Raw genomic sequence first — 18,060 nt, 5'->3', positions numbered from 1 at the left:
ATGTCTTTGTTTTCAACGTAAAATGGCATTTTATATGGATTGGCAATCACAATTAATATCACTCTACCTATTTATTTGCAAAGAATATCAACATAAGTTAAGAAAAAACATGGCACGTATTTCTAATTATTCAAATTTAACTTTCTCGGATGAAGAGGTTATGACAATCTATATATTCGGTATTATGAGTAAACGCCATACAGTTAAGGAAATTTATGAATATACCGATAGGCACTTGCGTGACTGGTTTAAAGCGTTACCAAGCTATGTAGCTTTTGTACAGAGATTAAATAAAGTTTCTCATCTGTTTAGCGGTTTAATGACAGCTCTCTATCACCAACTTCCAAAAGATTATAATCAGTCTTATCCATTACTTTTGGATTCTATGCCAATAATATTAGCTCATAGAGGTAGAAGATTTAACGCAAAAATAGCTCCAGAGATTGCGACTAATAATGGTTACTGTGCAACTAAAAAACTCCATTATTACGGGATTAAATTACATGCAGCGGGAAGTTACAAAAAGGGATACTTGCCTATACCGCAATATTTTGGAATAACGGATGCTGGTACTGCAGATATAAGGTTTTATGAGGAATTATCTAAGCAATTACCAGAAAATAGTAGGGTTTTCGCAGACAAAGCCTATCAAACAGGGAATCAGCCAGTTGCAGATCAAGGTGGTATTACTCTATACACCCCGGTTAAGAAAGCTAAAGGGCAGGAATTGTTAGATGCGGCAGATAGACTACTATCCAGTGCAATATCAAGCGTGAGGCAACCCATAGAGTCGCTATTTAATTGGATTGAAGAAAAGACCAATATACAAATAGCTAGTAAGGTCAGATCTTACAATGGGCTTATGGTACATGTTTTTGGTAAAATTTCGGTAGCTCTATTCATGATGCAAACTCGGTTTTGCTCTTAATTGGCATTGTAGTGGTTTTATAGTGTTTTCAATCCTCATTAAATAACTCTTGATTATTATTAACTTCTTTGTAATCATTTTTTCTTGCTGAATACAATTAGTCTTTTCTTCTATTTGCCATAGCTTACAGTCCTGCCATTCTATCGACTTCCATCAACTCAAAAGTAAAATTCTGGCTACTGCAAGCATCTTCCAAAGCTTTCTTGTAATTAGTCTTAATCCAGTGTCCAATAAAGGCAGTGGTTGGTTTGAGAGTGATCTTATTGCAAGTCGTATCTTCTTCAACTGCTTCTAACTTGCTAAACCAGGATTTGTCCAAGTTCTCACCGTATAACTTTAACAAATATTGCCTTATTTTATACCACACTGACTCTGGGTTTAGTCCACTTAGCTCTAAATAATAATCCGATGGAATTCTTTTGTTAGTAATACGCAATTGCAGAACCTCTTTGCCATATACCTCTTGCACTTTATTGAGCAATGTGCATTTATCAGGTTCTGACAAAGAGATATCTGCTAAATCAATCTTGTATTCATCGTCATATACTCCAAAGAAACTGCAGCTAGTCAGCAATTTATAAGCAGTATCAGGGTTAAAAGCTCCAACGATCTTGCGTTGCAACTGATTCAGTGGGTTAACACCCTTACTAGCTTCTACCTTCCGTAAATAAGCCTCTCTTGCCTTGGTAGTATTGTCCAGCTTGAAGTTAAAGCTTGGGTTATTTACCACAGAAGGTGGACGCATTTCATGAATCAAACTTTTTCTCATGTAATTCAATACTGCTGCCTTACAAGGAAAGAGATTATTAGGAGAATCCACGCTATGTTTAATTAACAGCTTGTTCATGAAACTCAAATTGAAATCACGACCTGTTCTCCTTCTTAGCCAAGCGGCATCTTCTTCGGTCAATGGGTAAAACTCCTCTAGCTTCTTAGGTGAATACCAGCCTTTAGCCTTTTTGGCAATATTGCTAATCCAACTTGATGAGTCCTTACTTGCCTCTTGCTCAACCCCGCTACTCCCTGAGGAAATACCTGTTGAATCGGAATCTGAATCGTGGTCTGACTTGTCATCGGTTGGAGCTACATCGCCGGAATTGCCGTCTGTGGAATTGCAGGGTAACGCTTCACTTACTGAGCTTACCGTTACCTCCATAGGTAAATTAAAACTTTTCTCCTCAGTTGACTCAGGCTCTGACACATTTTGTTCATCTGAACTTATCGTTACCTCAGGAGACAAATTACAGCTTTGCTCCGTAGTTGACTCAATTTCTGTCACACTTTGTTCACCTCTTTTTGTCGCTACCTCAAGCGGTAAATTAAGGTTTTGCCCCTCAGTTGATTCAGGCTCTGACACATTTTGTCCACAATTTTGTCCACAAGAACAATTTTTTTTGCCGCATCTAGATATTATAGATATATATATAGATGCGTTTTTTTGAAATTTTTTTCCAGTTGAGTGGAAAATTTTTTCCGGTTGAGTGGAAATTTTTTTATGGCTAAATTGACTATTTGTATAATTAAAGTGATAAGAGCTATTATTAGCTTTACGAAAATTTATAAATTTCTTAAGGAGTTTGATACATAAAGTATTGCGACATTTTATGTTATATTTAATCGTAGTAGTAATTAAAGTAAAATCAATGAACCCACTTGTTTGTAATTCTGTTAGACATTGTTTAACCCGTTTTTGACAAACTTCTAGTTCTTTCTCGAAGAAATGATAGCTTTCTTGTAGTTCTAGTGTATTGTTGTGGTTATCAGTTTTTATACAAGAAACTATCAAAGATAGAAGTTGACGAGAAGTTTTAGTTAATTGCTTACCACAATTATTAGTAAGGTTTCGCCATTCAGGCGGGACGAAATTACCGACTATGTTATAGAAAATAGTATCAGCATTTTCAACTAAACCGTCGGAAAAAGTTAATGATTCTGTCATATTTCCTCCCCGTGAGAAACGGTTAAAAATAGACTGTTTTGTAGGTCAAATTTGAGGGATTTTGTCAAAAAAACACTAAAAAAACAATATAGAAGTTTTTGGATGGAATTAGACAATAGTTGGAACGGTAATATACATGCTGGTTGGGCGGAAAATTTTAAACCACACCCTTTGTTCTTGCGAGGAAGACCGTAGCAGGGAAGTTTAAAAGTCGCAACTAATGATATAAAATACTAGATTATAGAAACGAATAACCGTCATCGCGAGCCACGAAGTGGCGTGGCGATCCAAATAAACAGCCTGCTGTTTTATTTTTGCCGTTGCAATTTTTTGGATTGCCGTGTCGTAGCGAAGCGGCTCCTTGCAATGACGTTTATGCATTTCTTAAAACAGATTCTTATATCATTAGTTGCGACTTTTAAACTGCCCTGAACCGTAGGTCAACGAAGCAATTGTAAGTTGTCATTCCCACGTAAGCGGGAATCTATAGTGAAACCTATTGAATTAGGTGGTACAAACTTTGTGTCATACCTGCGAAAGCAGGTATCTAGATTCCTGCCTACGCGGGAATGACAACTTACAATCGTTATGTTCTTTATCACCTAATCCTATGGGCATAACTATAGATACCTGCTTTCATAAGGTTAACACAAAAATGGATTGCTTCGTCGGCTCACGCCTCCTCGCAATGACGCCAGTTATTTTCCCGCAACTTTTAAACTGCCATGATGACCTCTAAACCCTCTCTACCTTCTAACTTTCGACAGTTGCGGGATCTTAGATTCCTGCATTCGCACACTAGTGTGCCTACGCGGGAATGATGGTATGGACGAGTGAAGCGAAATATGCTTTACTTGTACGGAGTCTGGTGAAAAATGTTTTTCAGTTGCTCCAAATTAAATAACAATTTAATTAATAGGTCCATACCATGATAAATAATAGCATAGAAAATAGTATAATTGGAATAGATTTAGCAAAAAATATTATGCACTTGGTGCAAGTTGATCAAAATGGCAAAAAAGTCGGTCATCAAAAAGTTAAAAGAGATGAGTTAATAGGATGTTTAAACAATCTCAATAAAAGTTCACTGGTGGTCATGGAAGCATGTGGAGGAGGTAATTATTGGTCGCAAGAAATTAACAAGCTTGATTTGCAAGTTAAGTTGATGAAAACAAAAGATGTAAAAATTTATGCAACATCGAGGCAGAAAAATGATTATAACGATGCCTTAGCAATATGTAAAGCTGCTCGCGATCCAGAGCTAAAAGATGTGTTACCCAAAAGCAAAGAGGAACAAGATATAAAATTTTTGCATAAAATCCGAAGTAATACGATCAGAGATCGAGTACAAAAAACTAATTCTACAATATCAAGTTTATATGAATATGGTTATAATACAAAATTAAGCAAAAATAAATTTTGCAAAGCATGTAAGTCGGAGGTAGAATTAGCGTATATAGAAGGTTATATAACTTCTGGGGTACAGTCAATTTTACTTTTAGAATGTGAAGAAATTGAGAATTTGTGTAACAAAGAAAAAACTTTAGAAAAGCTGATAATCAGTAATAATAAACAGAATGAGAAAGCTATTAGGTTGCAGACAATTTTTGGGATTGGAGCAATCAATGCTAGTTGTTTGAGCGTAGCACCAATGGAAAATTACGCAACCCCGAGGGATTTTTCTGCGTCGCTTGGTTTGGTGCCAAAACAATACACCTCAGGAGATAAGATAGTTTTAGGAGGAATTAGCAAACAAGGTGATAGATATGCTAGAACTATGTTGATTCAAGCTGCAAGAACAATAGCAATAAGAGCCAAAAGCGATAAAGAATCAAAAGATAAGCTAGTTCAGTGGGCAGTGAAGAAATTTGCTGAAAACAAATCATATAATATTATATGTGTTGGTTTAGCGAATAAATTAGCTAGAATAGCTTATGCAGTAGTTACCAATGGCAGCGAGTATGTCGCAAATTAGCGCTGTTGGCAAGAAGGATAATTTATGTCAATTAAGCAAAAGAATGGCAATTGGTAAATATTGCGAGTAAGTTAGTAACAATAAAGAGAACGAAAGTAAAAGAGTTAATGAAATAAGTATTCTGAACAAAATCCGCAATTATGTCGAGGCTCTAGAAGCCGTGGGAATGAGAGGTTACTCAAGGATATTTAGAAGAATGCAGAAACCATTATGGCACTCGATGCCGAATATATGACCGCTTCCTTTGTGGCTCTATTTTTTATTTTCTTTATTGACAAATTCACTCGTCCATATATGACATAATATCAAGAACTTATTCGGGTTAGCTATATATCCTGAAGCAAGTTCAGGATGACTGCGAATAAACTACATCTTATTCATAGGAGTTACCCCTATAACATCAAAACCAACTTTTATAATCTTTTGAATAGACTTTGCTAAAGCAAGGCGGGCAACAGTTAGCTCTATATTATCTTCAATTAAAAACCGATAATCATTATTTTCTTTGCCAAAATTCCATAGAGTATGGAATTTTGAAGCTAAATTAATCAAATAAAAAGCTATTCTGTGGGGTTCAAAATATTTCGCTGATACTTCCAAAATTTTTGACCATGAAGCAAGCAGTTTAATTATCTCAATTTCCTCTTCAGTAGAAAGTAAAGACAAATCATACTCTTTTTCTAAGAATTTATTATATGCTTTTGGCATAGATTCTTTAGCTTTTTCCAGTATAGACATAGTTCTAACATAAGCATATTGCACATAAAATACTGGATTCTCTTTTGATTGTTCTTTTACTTTTGCTAGGTCAAAATCAAGAGTAATATCATTCTTACGGGTTAACATTATAAATCTTATTATGTCCTTACCTACCTCATTTGTTACATCTCGCACGCTAGTAAAATTACCGCTACGTTTCGACATTTTTACCGCAATACCATTCTCAACGAAATTTACTAATTGGCAAATTTTAACATCAACTTTAACTTTCTCTCCACCAAGAGCCTTAACTATTGCCTCTATTCTTTTGACATAACCACAATGATCTGCCCCTAGAACATAAACTAGATGATCAAATCCACGATTTATTTTATCCTTAGCATAAGCTAAATCAGAGGCAAAATATGACCAACTACCATCAGATTTTTCTATTGGTCTATCTTGATTATCGCCAAAAGCAGTAGATTTAAACAATCTCTGAGTTCTTGAATCCCAAGGCTCATCTACATTGCCTTTAGGTGGAGGTAACTGTCCCTCATATATTAGCCCCATTTTAGTAAGAGATTGAACAACTTCCTCAATTTTGCCACTATCATGCAGTGATTTTTCCGAGAAAAACACCTCGTGTTCAATATCTAGATCCTTTAAATCCTGCCTAATCATCGCTAACATTTCTGCTATTGCAAACTCCTTAACAAGTTCATGACGCTCACTATCCGCCATTGTTAATAATTTATCTCCAAATTTCTCTACCAACTTTTGCCCAACATCTGCCAAATATTCTCCAGGATAAAGCCCTTCTGGTATTACGATTTCTTCTTTTGTTAATGCTTGCTTATAGCGTAAAATAACTGAATTAGCTAAGTCATCCACTTGAGAACCGGCATCATTAAGGTAATATTCTTTGGTAACAATATAGCCGGTACTATCTAGAATTTTGGCTAAAGCATCACCATAAACAGCCCCTCTAGCATGACCAATATGCAAAGGACCTGTTGGATTTGCAGAGACATATTCAATATTGACCTTTTGATTATTGCCAAAATTAATCTTAAAAAAATCTTCTCTATCTAGCAATATGTCATTAATAGAGTTATGCCACATATCGGCTTTAATAGTAAAATTAATAAATCCTGGACCAGCAACTTCTATAGAGGCAATATATGGTAAAGGTGTTAATATTTCTTTAAATCTAATGGCTAAATCTTTAGGTTTAACATTTTGTTTTGCCGCAATAATCATAGCTATATTGCTTGAAAGATCCCCATTAAATTTATCTTTAGGGATTTCGATAACTGCCAATTGTAACACATCATCATTATCGCATATTTGTCTGCCTGCACTAATGATATCGTTACGTAATTTATTAAATATATTCATAAATCAAATATTATTAGAATTGAAGGAATAAAGTTCTTGATGCTCTTGAATAGCAAATCGGTCAGTCATGCCAGCTATATAATCTGCTACTATACTAGCTTTAGATTTTATATTCCCTGGTATAATTAATTCTTTCCAACTAAATGGTAATAAATCAATATTATCCATATATATTTTAAATAACTCTTCTACTATCCTTTGACATTTTAAAACCATCGAAGTCAATTTATTATGCCTATATACTTTATCATACAGGAATTGTTTAATTTCCATTATACGATCTTTTGCTTCATCAGTAAAATCAACAAGCTGATAATCAAGATGACGTATATCATCTGTTGTAATTATTTTCTGTTTCTGTAAATTATTATTTGTTTGCAGTAGTAAATCAGCAATTAAATCGCTGATCAATTTACGTACTACTTCATAAATAAGTCGAGATGTTGTTATATTTTCAAACTGAGACTTAATGTCAAAAGCATATTGGTCAATAAATTTAATTTCCGTTAGATGATTAAAGTCAATAATCTTGGCACCAACACTATCTTCTAAATCATGGGAAATATAACTAATATCATCCGCTAACGAAGCAATTTGGGCTTCAGCTGAGGAATAACGAGTTAAGTCAAGATTATGCTGTAAATCATACTCTACTATATATTCAGGTATATTATTTATTAAAGGACCATTATGTTTGACAATTCCTTCTAGCACTTCCCATGTTAAATTTAATCCATCATAAGCCGCATATCTTTTCTCTACTTTAGTAAGAATCTTTAATGAGTGAGCATTATGGGAAAATCCACCATAATCTTGCATACACTTATTTAAAGCTCTCTCTCCTGCATGCCCGAAAGGGGTATGCCCAAGATCATGAGCAAGACCTATGGCTTCTGCTAAATCACTTGATAAATTAAGATTTCTAGCAATAGAACGTGCTACCATAGAAACTTCAATCGAATGAGTAAGACGATTCCGATAATGATCCCCTTCATGATTAATGAAAACCTGGGTTTTATATTGCAAACGTCTGAAAGCCTTTGAATGAATTATACGATCATGATCTCGTTCAAATTCATTTCTATAAGCTGTAGAATATTCGTTAAACAATCTTCCCCTACTATTGGTGGGATCTACTGCATATGAAGCAAGCATAAATTAACTCCTCTATATTAACCATATTTATAACTAATCCAAATAGGTTATTGATATTGTTATAAGTTGTCATTACGAGGATACCATAGGTCGGACGAAGCAATCCAGAAAAGTGATTAAAAATGGATTGCCTCTACACTCACGTGGTCTCGCAATGACAGAAGTGCTTTTAAGACGTCATTGCGAGGAGCCGCTTTGCGGCAACGAAGCAATCCAAATCTAATCATTCTCATTTTTCTGGATTGCTTCGCTACTTCTTCGCTAATAGACGAAGTAATGTTAGCCTTGGTTAGCTATAGTATAGAATCACCTACCGAGCTTTTCAAGGTTTTTAAATGAAGCTCTTGCAAAATTAGGTTTTTAGGATTATTTTAAGGATATTTAATAATATAAAATCATGTCAATAGAAATTACTGGTAATGCTTTTAAAAGAGTGAGTGAGTTAATCAAATTGGAAAATAATCCCAATTTAGTTCTTAGAGTAGTTGTTGATGGAGGGGGATGTTCTGGGTTTGTTTATAATTACGCCCTGGTTCCAAGTGATGACATAACAAAAGATGATTACGTTATAGAAAAAGATAATACTAAAGTGGTTATCGATGCGATATCACAACCTTTTATGGCTGATTGTATAATAGATTTTATCGAAGAGTTAGGCAGCTCCTATTTTGAAATTAGAAATCCCAATGCAAAAACTAAGTGTGGGTGTGGCAATTCCTTTTCTGTGTAACCCCAATTACCTGTCACTTGTTTGTATAGTTAACTCAATTAGTATTTATCCATAACAAACTAATATCTATTAGAAGTATCTACAATATTTTTGTCCTATTTGGCATAACCTCTATCTTTTAATTTGAGAGATTCTTATACTCTATTTTCGGACAATTACCTTGTTACCAACAATAATTTTAGAAATAACTTGATTTTTTTGAGAAAATGATGCAATATCTGCCTTAAGCTAAGGGGAAGGGCGATTAGCTCAGTTGGTAGAGCATCTCGTTTACACCGAGAGGGTCGGCAGTTCGAGTCTGTCATCGCCCACCAAGTATTTAGTGGTATCTTCGTTAAAAAGCTGATACTCATACTGTTTCCTCCGGTTAATTAGATTAAGTTTTAATAGTATAGGAAATTTTATTACTTGTCAATTCACAATAAATTCGTAGGTTTTTCTGGCGGAAGAATTACATACTGGCTACATATCAAAACGCTACTTTTAAGCACTTCCTTATTGAGATATACAACTAAATAATAGTTAATATTTCTATCATCGATAATGCACTGAATCAACTTAAAATTGAGTGTTTTACTATTTTAAAAATAATTGCCTAGCCTAGTATAATTACTAAAAATATAATTCAATTTATAAAGATACTACTTTTAAACACTTCATTATTTTAATTCTCATTTTTATAAATTAATTCTTGCAAACTATTTCTATCAGCGGTAATTTTTAAATATGAATTAACTTTAAGACAATTAGATTGAGCTAGGTTAGTTTTTTTACCTAATAAATATGATTCAAGGTAGGTATCTATGGCAAACAATTCATTTAACTTCACTAAAGAGATTTTAGAAAAAATTATTTCTCCTAAAGCAGAAAAAGATAGTAAGGGTAAAGTTATCCGCCCTAAAATTGTCCAACATGTTTATAGAGATACCAAAGAAAAAGGGCTAGTTCTGAATGTATCATATTTAGGAACTAAAAGTTTTTTTCTAAGCAAAACAATTAATAATACACCTTACAAAATTAGACTAGGTTCTTTTCATAATAAATTACTAGGCTCCTCTCCTGATGATATTTCTGTTGCAGAAGCAAGAACAAAGGCGGCAAAGTTAAAAAATCAGCTTGACCAAGGAATAAATCCTACTTTACCCCAAGCTCAAGAGTTACAACAAGAAAAACAGGGGACAACATTTAAAGAGGCTTTTGATAAATATATTAATGATTATGCCATGCATAACACAAAAGGTTGGAAAGGTGACATTGCGGAAATGAATAACAAAGCCAACCATCTCTATCTTAAAAATATCTCTTCCATAACTAGAGATGATATACAAAAGATTTTTAATAACATTACTCTTAAAGGCACAGATTGTGCTAATAGATTTTTAGATAGGTTAAACGCTGTGTTCAACAAAGCCAGGAAGTGGGGGTTATTAGACAAAAATCCAACATTTGGTGTTATAAGGCATAAGAAAAGAGAAAGGGACAGGTATTTACTTGTCGAAGAGGCACCACGCTTCTTTGATGCTGTAAACGAAGAACCTAACCACACAATAAGAGACTACATCCTTGTGTCTTTGCATACCGCAGGTAGGAAAAGCAATGTTTTGGCAATGCGTTGGGATACTATTAGTTTTATTAATAAAACATGGTACACACCTGGTACTGAGACTAAAAATGGCGTTTCTCATGTACTGCCTTTATCAAAACAAGCAATGGAAATCTTAAAAGTAAGATATGAGCAACGTGATCCTCAATGTCCTTGGGTGTTTCCAAGTGATCATAACAGTAAAAGCGGACACCTAGAAGAACCCAGAAAAGCGTGGAAAAGAATTTTAAAAAGAGCTGGTCTTAAAGATTTTAGGTTACATGATCTTCGTAGAACAAGGGGAAGTTGGATGGCTATTGCTGGAGCAAGTCAGTACGTAATCGGTAAAGCTCTTAACCATAAAAGCCCTAATTCAACAAAAATTTATGCACGATTAAATTTGGATCCTGTTAGAGAATTTATGGAAAAATCCGATCATATTTTCGATAACAAAAATAATAAAGATAACTTAACCATATAGTAATTAACAAACAATAGAAACTCATTACTAGTATGACACCAACAACCAACTTATATAAATAAAAAACTAACACTACTAGTGAAAACACCAGTGAAACTAACAATTTAATGAGGCTAGCATATGACACCCCCTTCATTTTATTTTACTAACGAATCTATAGAAAAAATTATTTGTCCTAAAAGCAAAACTAAACAAGATGTCTATATTGATAGCCCAGACAACGACTTGATTCTAATAGCAACGTCCGAAGATATTGATGAATATAATGAAGATAGTGGTGAGCTTGAAGATAGCAAGGCTTTTTATTTACGCACAATGATTCCTCTAGGTGCTTTCCCTGATCTGTCTATAGAAGAAGTAAGAATCATAGTTGCTGAACTGAGAGCTTGTATTTGTAAAGTCCTTATTTCTTTTGAAAAATCAGATGGAACAACCGAGCTAAACTTTAAAGAACTCTTTGATAAATATATTAAAGAACATTGTATGCATCATAATAAGGGATGGAAAGAGATTATTGCTAAAATGGATTTATATGGTGAACATTTTTATAAAATGCAAATCTCTACTATCACCAGTGAAGATATTCAGAAAACGTTTAATGATGTTAGCAATAAAGGTATATATAGTGCTAACAGATTTCTTGTATTATTAAGGGCGATATTCAATAAGGCTATTGAATGGAAACTATTAGTACAAAATCCAACACAGTCTATTAAACTACATGACGAAGAAGTTAGAGGAAGATGTATCAATACCCAAGAGGAAATGTCAAGGTTTCTTGAAGCAATTAATGCCGAGCCTAATAAGAAAATGGCGGATTTTTTCTTAATGCTTTTATTCACAGGAGCGATGAAAGGTAATGTTTTATCTATGAGATGGCAGGATATTAATTTTGAAAATAGGACATGGTATCTAGTCTCCCCGTCAAAAGTCTAGAAGGATAATATATAATATGGTTAGCGGGTAAAAATATCTAGATAATCCATAAGAAAATGCTATAATATTGGCAGAAACCTTATGGATTGTATGAATTATGCCGATAGAAGATATAATAAAATCCCAAAAACAAGGACAGCTTTTTGGTTATAAATTGACCGAAGAATTAAACCCTAATAACAAGTTATATAAATTAAGATCGTTAATAAATTGGACTGTTTTAGAGGAATGGTTATTGACAAATGTTAATATCAAGAAATTTGGTAGGAATCGCAGATGTCACAGGTTATTACTTGGAGTAACTATGCTGCAAGCGATGTATAACCTGTCAGATGCTGCAGCTGAAGAAGAGCTGAGAGAGAACGTATATTGGCAATATTTTTGTGGTTGGGAATATTTGCAGAAAGATGCTGAGATATCAGAAGCTAGTATACGAAGGTTTCGTGCTATATTAGGGGAAGAAGGATATAATGAGATATTAAAAGAATTAACAAGAATTGGTTGCAAAGTCGGAGTGCTTAAAAAAAAAGACTTAGCATCGATAATCGTTGATACTACAGTACAAATTAAGAATATTAAGTATCCTCATGATGTGTATTTGATGGATAAGGCAAGAATAGAGCTAGTAAAGTTATGTCATACTTTAGGCATTAAGTTACATGAGACATATGCCAAGCAATATAAAAAAGACATAGTAAAATTATGGAAATATAAGGATAATAGTAAAGCCAAAAAACGTAAGAAGGTAATGCAACATTTAAAGATATTGCTGGGTCGTTTAATAAGAATATGTCAGCGAGAAATAGCAAAAACAAAGTTAAGTTTGTCATTAAAGCAGCAAGAAATACTAAATAAGATTAAAAAGATTCAGGCACAATCTATACTGAGTAAAGCAGAGAAAGAGCGATATAAGGAGGATAATAAAGTATTATATAGTTTTCACGCACCGGAGGTAGAGTGCATAGGTAAAGGGAAATTAAACAAACCCTATGAGTTTGGTAACAAGGTTTCGATAGCAGTAAGTGGTCGAGGTAATTTTGTATTAGCGGCCAAATCATTTCATGGCAATCCATATGATGGTCATACATTATCGCAGACTGTAGAGGTTGTAAAGAAATTAACAGGAGTGGGAATAGCCAGGACATTTGTTGATTTAGGCTATAAGGGGAATAATTTTAAAGAAAAAGACAAGGTGTATAGCCCATATTGCAAGAAGAAGCTATCCTCAGATGATAAGGCAATGATCAAGAGAAGAAGTGCTATAGAGCCGATAATAGGACACCTTAAGCATTATGGTAGAGTTGGCAGAAATTACTTAAAAGGAGTAATAGGAGATATAATAAATCCGTTAATTTCCGCTGTAGGATTGAACTTACGGTGTATTGCTAATCACCTGCTCAAAACAAATTTTTCTACATAAAAATTAGCAAATAAAGAAAATTAATCAAACGATTACAAAATCGTTAACAAAACGTCATGCAAAAATTTTCTAAAAATCATCTTTTTATATCAAAAAATTACATCAGAACAATTAAACTCTAAAATTTTATACAAAAATTTTTTGCTAAGGTGCTAATTTTTGAATTTTTTGCACTTTTGACGGGGAGACTAGCTATGAGAAACTACAGTACTCTAGCATAAATATAATAATCTCTATGTATTCCTTGCACAATCTCATATTTTTTGAGTAGCCCCTCTTTAACAAAATTACACCGTTCCAAAACATTAATTGAGCGGATATTGTCAGTTATAACAGTTGCTTGGGTTCTAACAATTCCAGCATATTCTATAAATCTTAAGATAGCTTTGATAGATTTTAGCATAATGCCTTTACCCCAAAATGCAGGATCAAGATCGTAGCTTATTTCCGCCTTGAGGTGCATTGCAGAGACGGTATTAAACCCAGCTGTCCCTATAAGTTTATTAGTATCTTTGAGGGAAATAGCCCAGTAAAATCCCCGATGATTACAAAATAAGCTGGACCAATATCTTATCTCGTCAGTAGCTTGTGCAATATCCGATGGACAATTTTGTTCTGTCAGGAATGGTAGCATTTCTGGCTTACTCATATAAGCAAAATAGTCTTCTGAATCATCACTGGTTAATTCCCTAAGCACTATATCACCTAGGTCTAATATAGGAAATTGATGGTATATAGATTGATTAAGCATATTTAGGATAATTTATTTTTATAATTAATGGGGTCAGTTACATTATTCTCTTCAAAGGCTTTAAGCCTAATTAAGCATGAATGACATGTTCCACAAGATAACCCCTCATCTGATGGATCATAACAAGAAATCGTTTTAGAATAATCTACACCTAATTCTAGACCAGCCTTGATAATTTGTCCTTTTGACATAGTTATTAAGGGGGCATGAATGGTAATTTGTTTGCCTGATACTCCTACGGCAGTTGCAAGATTCGCCAGATTGTTAAAAGCTGCTAAATATTCTAGGCGGCAATCTGGATAATTAGCGGAATCAGTTGCGTGTACCCCCATAAAAATATCAAGAGCTCCTATTATTTCACTAAATCCTAAAGCATAACTTAAAAATATGGTATTACGTGCTGGTACGTAAGTAATCGGTATATTATCCTGTAACTCACTATGCTCTTTATATTTGGGAACTTCTATAGCATCGTCAGTGAGAGCTGAACCGCCAAAGTTACGTAAATCAATATTTACAATTTTATGCTGTTTGATGTTATAGTTGTTAACTAGCTCCTTAACTTTTTCAAGCTCAACATTATTGCGTTGTGAATAGTTAAAGCTCATGGCATGAATTTCGTAATTCATCTTTTCCATCATTGCTAGTACTGTAGCTGAATCTGCCCCACCACTCACTAAAGCTACTGCCTTTTTCATAAAAATCCTCTATCCATTATACTTCCTGCTTTGAAGAATTGGCTCCACAAAACTTCCCACTAGCGTCCCGGGTTAAGTCGGGGCATCAAACGACGTCATCGCCAGGAGCTACTTTTTAGTCACAACTGTCGAAAGTTAGAAGAGGAAGCGGTTTTAGATAGTACACTTTAAAAGTTGTATGTGGTCAACGTCATTGCGTCGGCTCACACCTCCTCGCAATGACGAGAGTTTATCATCATCAGCAGGATCAATTCTACCAATCATTTCATCTAGTGATATTTGAAAATAATCTGCTAGGGCTACGGCAACTTCACTTCTAAGCTTCTTTTGAACGCTGTTCTTTTTTACAAAACCTTGAATTGGATTTTCACTGAATCCAATATATCTTCCTAACTTATATGGATTTAAATTTTGTTCTTGTAGCTTATTATTAATAAAGTTTCTTAAATTAGAAGTAATATTACTTAAAGAGATATCAATAAATTCATACTTGTCTTGTGTAACATATTCATTTCTCCCTACAACTTCATCCATAGAACACTTAAAATAATTCGCTATTTTGAGTATCGTACCTATTTCTGGGTTAGGTAGAGACAAATTCATAATTTTACAAATGGTAGGATAAGAAATATTGGTTTTCTGTACCAAATCCTTTCTTTCTAACTTTAATTCGTCGAATTTTTTCTTTAAAAATTCTTGTATTTTATAAACAAGAGCCATGGGTAAAATATAATTGCACTTTGTAACAAAAATATTCATGGAACATGAATATTTTCTTGACACACCCAAAATAATTATATTAGACTGCAAAAATAGGATGAGACCAAAAAAAAAGAGGTCAGTAACTACTGACTATTTTTTAGAACCAAAATACATATTTTGGTTTAGCTATCCGATTAGTATTTAGCCTTGGCGTCATTGCGAGACCACATAGTGGTCGTGGCAATCTAGAAAGTAATTAAAATGGATTGCTTCGTTGTGCTTACGCACTCCTCGCAATGACGTTTGGGCTTACATATACGTCTTACGTACTTCTCGTAATGACGAGTTATGGATATACGTCATTGCGAGACCACGTGAGTGTAGTGGCAATCCACTTTTATGGATTGCTTCGTCGCCACTAAAGTGACTCCTCGCAATGACGAATCGGATTAGCTATAAGTCTCAAACTATGTAATATTTAAACTCAAGCCTAGTTTATCAACAAAGCTAAGACTTAAATATTATACTAAACTAGTAAGTACTCTAAAGTTTGACCGCTCAAAGTACTTACTAGCTAAATTAATTAATCCAATAGCATCGCTATTAAATTACAACCGTTATTGAGGTGTTAACTATGATCATACACAAATCTCTTCCATTAGTCAAACTCTATTATTTTTGCAGTCTCATAACGTAAGTATTAGCATTACTCCGTCATTGCGAGGAGCTACTTTAGTAGCAACGAAGCAATCCATTTCTAATCACTTTTATGGATTGCCACGACCACTATGTGGTCTCGCAATGACGTATATGTGTCCCACTCGTCATTGCGAGAAGTAGCAAAGCACGACGAAGCAATCCATGACATACGTTAAACAATAGACTTCCTGCATAAGTCAAAAATAGTTGAGGGATTTTTAGGAGAAACGAAGCCGAGCACCGCAGCGTACATAGACGTACGTGAGGAGCGGAGGCAAGTTTCGACGACAAAATCACCAACTAGATTGATTTATGCAGGAAGTCTATTGTCTTCATATAAATCACGCCATTCTGGATTCATAATCGTAATTAATTTTAATTTCCTAGCTCTGGAGCCAGATTTAATTTGTTTTTCTCTAGGGCGTGTCATCAAATGAGTTGACATATAGTTATGCTCATAGGATTAGGTGATAAAGAACATAACGATTGTAAGTTGTCATTCTTAGCAACGGCGGGAATCTAGATGCCTGCTTTCGCAAGGTTAACACAAAGTTTGCATCACCTAATTCAATAGGTTTCACTATACCACTTAAACCTTGGGTCAAAATTTTCAGGGCAGTTTAAAAGTTACAACTAATGATAGAAATACTAAATTACAGAAACAAGTGGTTGTCATCGCGAGCCACGAAGTGGCGTGGCGATCCAAATAAACAGTTTGCTGTTTTATTTTTACCGCTGCAATTTTTGGATTGCCGCGTAGCCGCTTTGCGGCTCCTCGCAATGACGACTACTCACCTAAATAAAACTGGTTTTTTACTATTAGTTGCGACTTTTAAATTGCCCTGCAAAATTTTACCCGGACACCAGTGTGCGAATGCAGGGATCTTAGATTCCCGCCTACGCGGGAATGACAAGAGAATGCGGAGAATGACATCCTTCGCGGGAATGACATCACGCCTCCTCCTAAAGGAGTATAAAATCATCCATTAAATAGAAATATTCACAGAACCTATTAGTGCTAAGTTGTTTATGTGGTATATATAGTATATAATAGATTAACAATAGTAGTAAAATGTAAAAATGCCAGAACTTCCTGAGGTTGAAACATTAAAACGCTGTCTAGAACAGCGAATAGTAGGGGCTACCATCAATAAGCTTGATAAAAGGCGAGATAATATACGTTATAAGCTGAGCGAACAGTTGGAGTCAGATGTAAAATCAGCAAGAATTATCGCCCTAAGGCGTAGGGCAAAATATTTGCTAATTGATCTAGATAATTATTATTCGATTATTGTCCATCTTGGTATGACCGGCAGGTTAACACTACAACCTAGCGATTATCAGCTACAAAAGCATGATCATGTTATTCTCTCTTTGGGAACTTGCGAAAAATTAGTTTTTAATGATCCACGACGTTTCGGTATGATTTATACCGGGCAAACAAAGTTCCTTGAAGAGAAATTTTTAGTAAATCTAGGCGTAGAACCTCTGTCAGAGGATATGTCGTATGAATATCTAAAAATAAAATTGCTGAATCGCTCTGTTCCGATAAAAAATTTACTGATGGATAATCGTATTATTGTTGGTGTTGGTAATATATATGCCTCTGAGAGCCTTTTTATCGCTAAAATACATCCAGGCAAACTGGGTAGTAGTTTATCAAACAACGAAATAAGTAATTTGTTGTTAGCCATCAAATATGTCCTAACAAAGGCCATATCAGCAGGCGGAACCACTCTCAAAGATTTTGTTAGCGGTGATAGTAAACCTGGTTATTTCCAACAAGAATTACAGGTCTATGCCCGAGAAAATCAAAAATGTTTGAACTGCCAAGGAATAATAAAGAAAATAAAACAATCCGGTCGGACTAGTTTCTATTGTGCTACTTGTCAAGAATAATAGGAAGTAAAAATTCTATCCTTGAAATCTACTAAGTTACTAAGTATACTTAATTGATTGTTGAA

16 protein-coding genes and 1 tRNA gene are annotated in these 18,060 nt (G+C 34.4%); 9 read left to right on the top strand and 8 right to left on the bottom strand.

Translation table 11 applies throughout. The annotated features are described in order from the left end of the window. The first annotated feature begins 34 nt into the window (after positions 1-34). Entirely contained in the window at positions 35-928 is an 894-nt protein-coding gene (locus ACQH2P_RS05760) for a transposase (RefSeq protein ID WP_425363013.1), read from the top strand. Between the two features lie 124 nt (positions 929-1,052). Here ACQH2P_RS05760 and ACQH2P_RS05755 read toward each other — a convergent pair whose 3' ends face one another. Together ACQH2P_RS05755 and ACQH2P_RS05750 are read right to left on the bottom strand one after the other, a co-directional pair. Continuing rightward, a complete protein-coding gene (locus tag ACQH2P_RS05755) occupies positions 1,053-2,867 on the bottom strand; it encodes a DnaA N-terminal domain-containing protein (RefSeq protein ID WP_425363400.1) in 1,815 nt (604 codons plus the stop codon). A gap of 440 nt (positions 2,868-3,307) precedes the next feature. Beyond that, entirely contained in the window at positions 3,308-3,469 is a 162-nt protein-coding gene (locus tag ACQH2P_RS05750) for a hypothetical protein (protein ID WP_425363399.1), read from the bottom strand. Between the two features lie 8 nt (positions 3,470-3,477). Between ACQH2P_RS05750 and ACQH2P_RS05745 the strand changes: the two genes are divergently transcribed. Further along, positions 3,478-3,606, top strand: coding sequence for a hypothetical protein (locus ACQH2P_RS05745; RefSeq protein ID WP_425363398.1), 129 nt, complete (start codon positions 3,478-3,480; stop codon positions 3,604-3,606). Positions 3,607-3,795: 189 nt separating this feature from the next. Then, on the top strand, positions 3,796-4,842 hold the full coding sequence (locus ACQH2P_RS05740; protein ID WP_425362708.1) for an IS110 family RNA-guided transposase: 1,047 nt from the start codon (positions 3,796-3,798) through the stop codon (positions 4,840-4,842). 366 nt (positions 4,843-5,208) lie between these two features. Here ACQH2P_RS05740 and argS read toward each other — a convergent pair whose 3' ends face one another. Continuing rightward, positions 5,209-6,942, bottom strand: coding sequence for an arginine--tRNA ligase (gene argS, locus ACQH2P_RS05735; protein WP_425363397.1), 1,734 nt, complete (start codon positions 6,940-6,942; stop codon positions 5,209-5,211). A gap of 3 nt (positions 6,943-6,945) precedes the next feature. Continuing rightward, positions 6,946-8,097, bottom strand: a complete 1,152-nt coding sequence (locus tag ACQH2P_RS05730; RefSeq protein ID WP_425363396.1) for a deoxyguanosinetriphosphate triphosphohydrolase — start codon at positions 8,095-8,097, stop codon at positions 6,946-6,948. Positions 8,098-8,494: 397 nt separating this feature from the next. Between ACQH2P_RS05730 and erpA the strand changes: the two genes are divergently transcribed. The 5 genes from erpA (at position 8,495) to ACQH2P_RS05705 (ending at position 13,246) form a co-directional block, all read left to right on the top strand. Beyond that, a complete protein-coding gene (erpA, locus tag ACQH2P_RS05725) occupies positions 8,495-8,827 on the top strand; it encodes an iron-sulfur cluster insertion protein ErpA (RefSeq protein WP_425363395.1) in 333 nt (110 codons plus the stop codon). Positions 8,828-9,065: 238 nt separating this feature from the next. Next, a tRNA-Val gene (locus ACQH2P_RS05720) sits at positions 9,066-9,141 on the top strand. Between the two features lie 489 nt (positions 9,142-9,630). Then, positions 9,631-10,890 (top strand): tyrosine-type recombinase/integrase, encoded by a 1,260-nt coding sequence (locus ACQH2P_RS05715; protein ID WP_425363394.1) that lies wholly within the window; start codon positions 9,631-9,633, stop codon positions 10,888-10,890. 120 nt (positions 10,891-11,010) lie between these two features. Beyond that, entirely contained in the window at positions 11,011-11,826 is an 816-nt protein-coding gene (locus tag ACQH2P_RS05710) for a tyrosine-type recombinase/integrase (RefSeq protein ID WP_425363393.1), read from the top strand. A gap of 97 nt (positions 11,827-11,923) precedes the next feature. Further along, positions 11,924-13,246 carry an IS5 family transposase gene (locus ACQH2P_RS05705; RefSeq protein WP_425362593.1) on the top strand — a complete coding sequence of 441 codons (1,323 nt, stop codon included), beginning with the start codon at positions 11,924-11,926 and terminating at the stop codon, positions 13,244-13,246. 202 nt (positions 13,247-13,448) lie between these two features. Here ACQH2P_RS05705 and ACQH2P_RS05700 read toward each other — a convergent pair whose 3' ends face one another. From ACQH2P_RS05700 to ACQH2P_RS05685, 4 genes are all read right to left on the bottom strand, one after another. Next, positions 13,449-13,997, bottom strand: coding sequence for a GNAT family N-acetyltransferase (locus ACQH2P_RS05700; RefSeq protein ID WP_425363392.1), 549 nt, complete (start codon positions 13,995-13,997; stop codon positions 13,449-13,451). Positions 13,998-13,999: 2 nt separating this feature from the next. Further along, on the bottom strand, positions 14,000-14,695 hold the full coding sequence (gene queC, locus ACQH2P_RS05695; RefSeq protein ID WP_425363391.1) for a 7-cyano-7-deazaguanine synthase QueC: 696 nt from the start codon (positions 14,693-14,695) through the stop codon (positions 14,000-14,002). Positions 14,696-14,848: 153 nt separating this feature from the next. Then, a complete protein-coding gene (locus ACQH2P_RS05690; protein WP_425364115.1) occupies positions 14,849-15,415 on the bottom strand; it encodes a helix-turn-helix domain-containing protein in 567 nt (188 codons plus the stop codon). Positions 15,416-16,551: 1,136 nt separating this feature from the next. Next, on the bottom strand, positions 16,552-16,701 hold the full coding sequence (locus ACQH2P_RS05685) for a hypothetical protein (RefSeq protein ID WP_425363390.1): 150 nt from the start codon (positions 16,699-16,701) through the stop codon (positions 16,552-16,554). A 475-nt stretch (positions 16,702-17,176) separates the two neighbouring features. On the opposite strand from ACQH2P_RS05685, the gene mutM reads away from it, so the two are divergent. Next, a complete protein-coding gene (mutM, locus tag ACQH2P_RS05680; RefSeq protein ID WP_425363389.1) occupies positions 17,177-17,995 on the top strand; it encodes a bifunctional DNA-formamidopyrimidine glycosylase/DNA-(apurinic or apyrimidinic site) lyase in 819 nt (272 codons plus the stop codon). The last annotated feature ends 65 nt before the right edge of the window (positions 17,996-18,060 follow it).

Origin of the sequence: Candidatus Tisiphia endosymbiont of Hybos culiciformis (assembly GCF_964030975.1) — a bacterium.
Taxonomy (GTDB): domain Bacteria; phylum Pseudomonadota; class Alphaproteobacteria; order Rickettsiales; family Rickettsiaceae; genus Tisiphia.
Note: the sequence above shows the minus strand (reverse complement) of the source record. Positions and strands in the feature narration are given on the sequence as shown.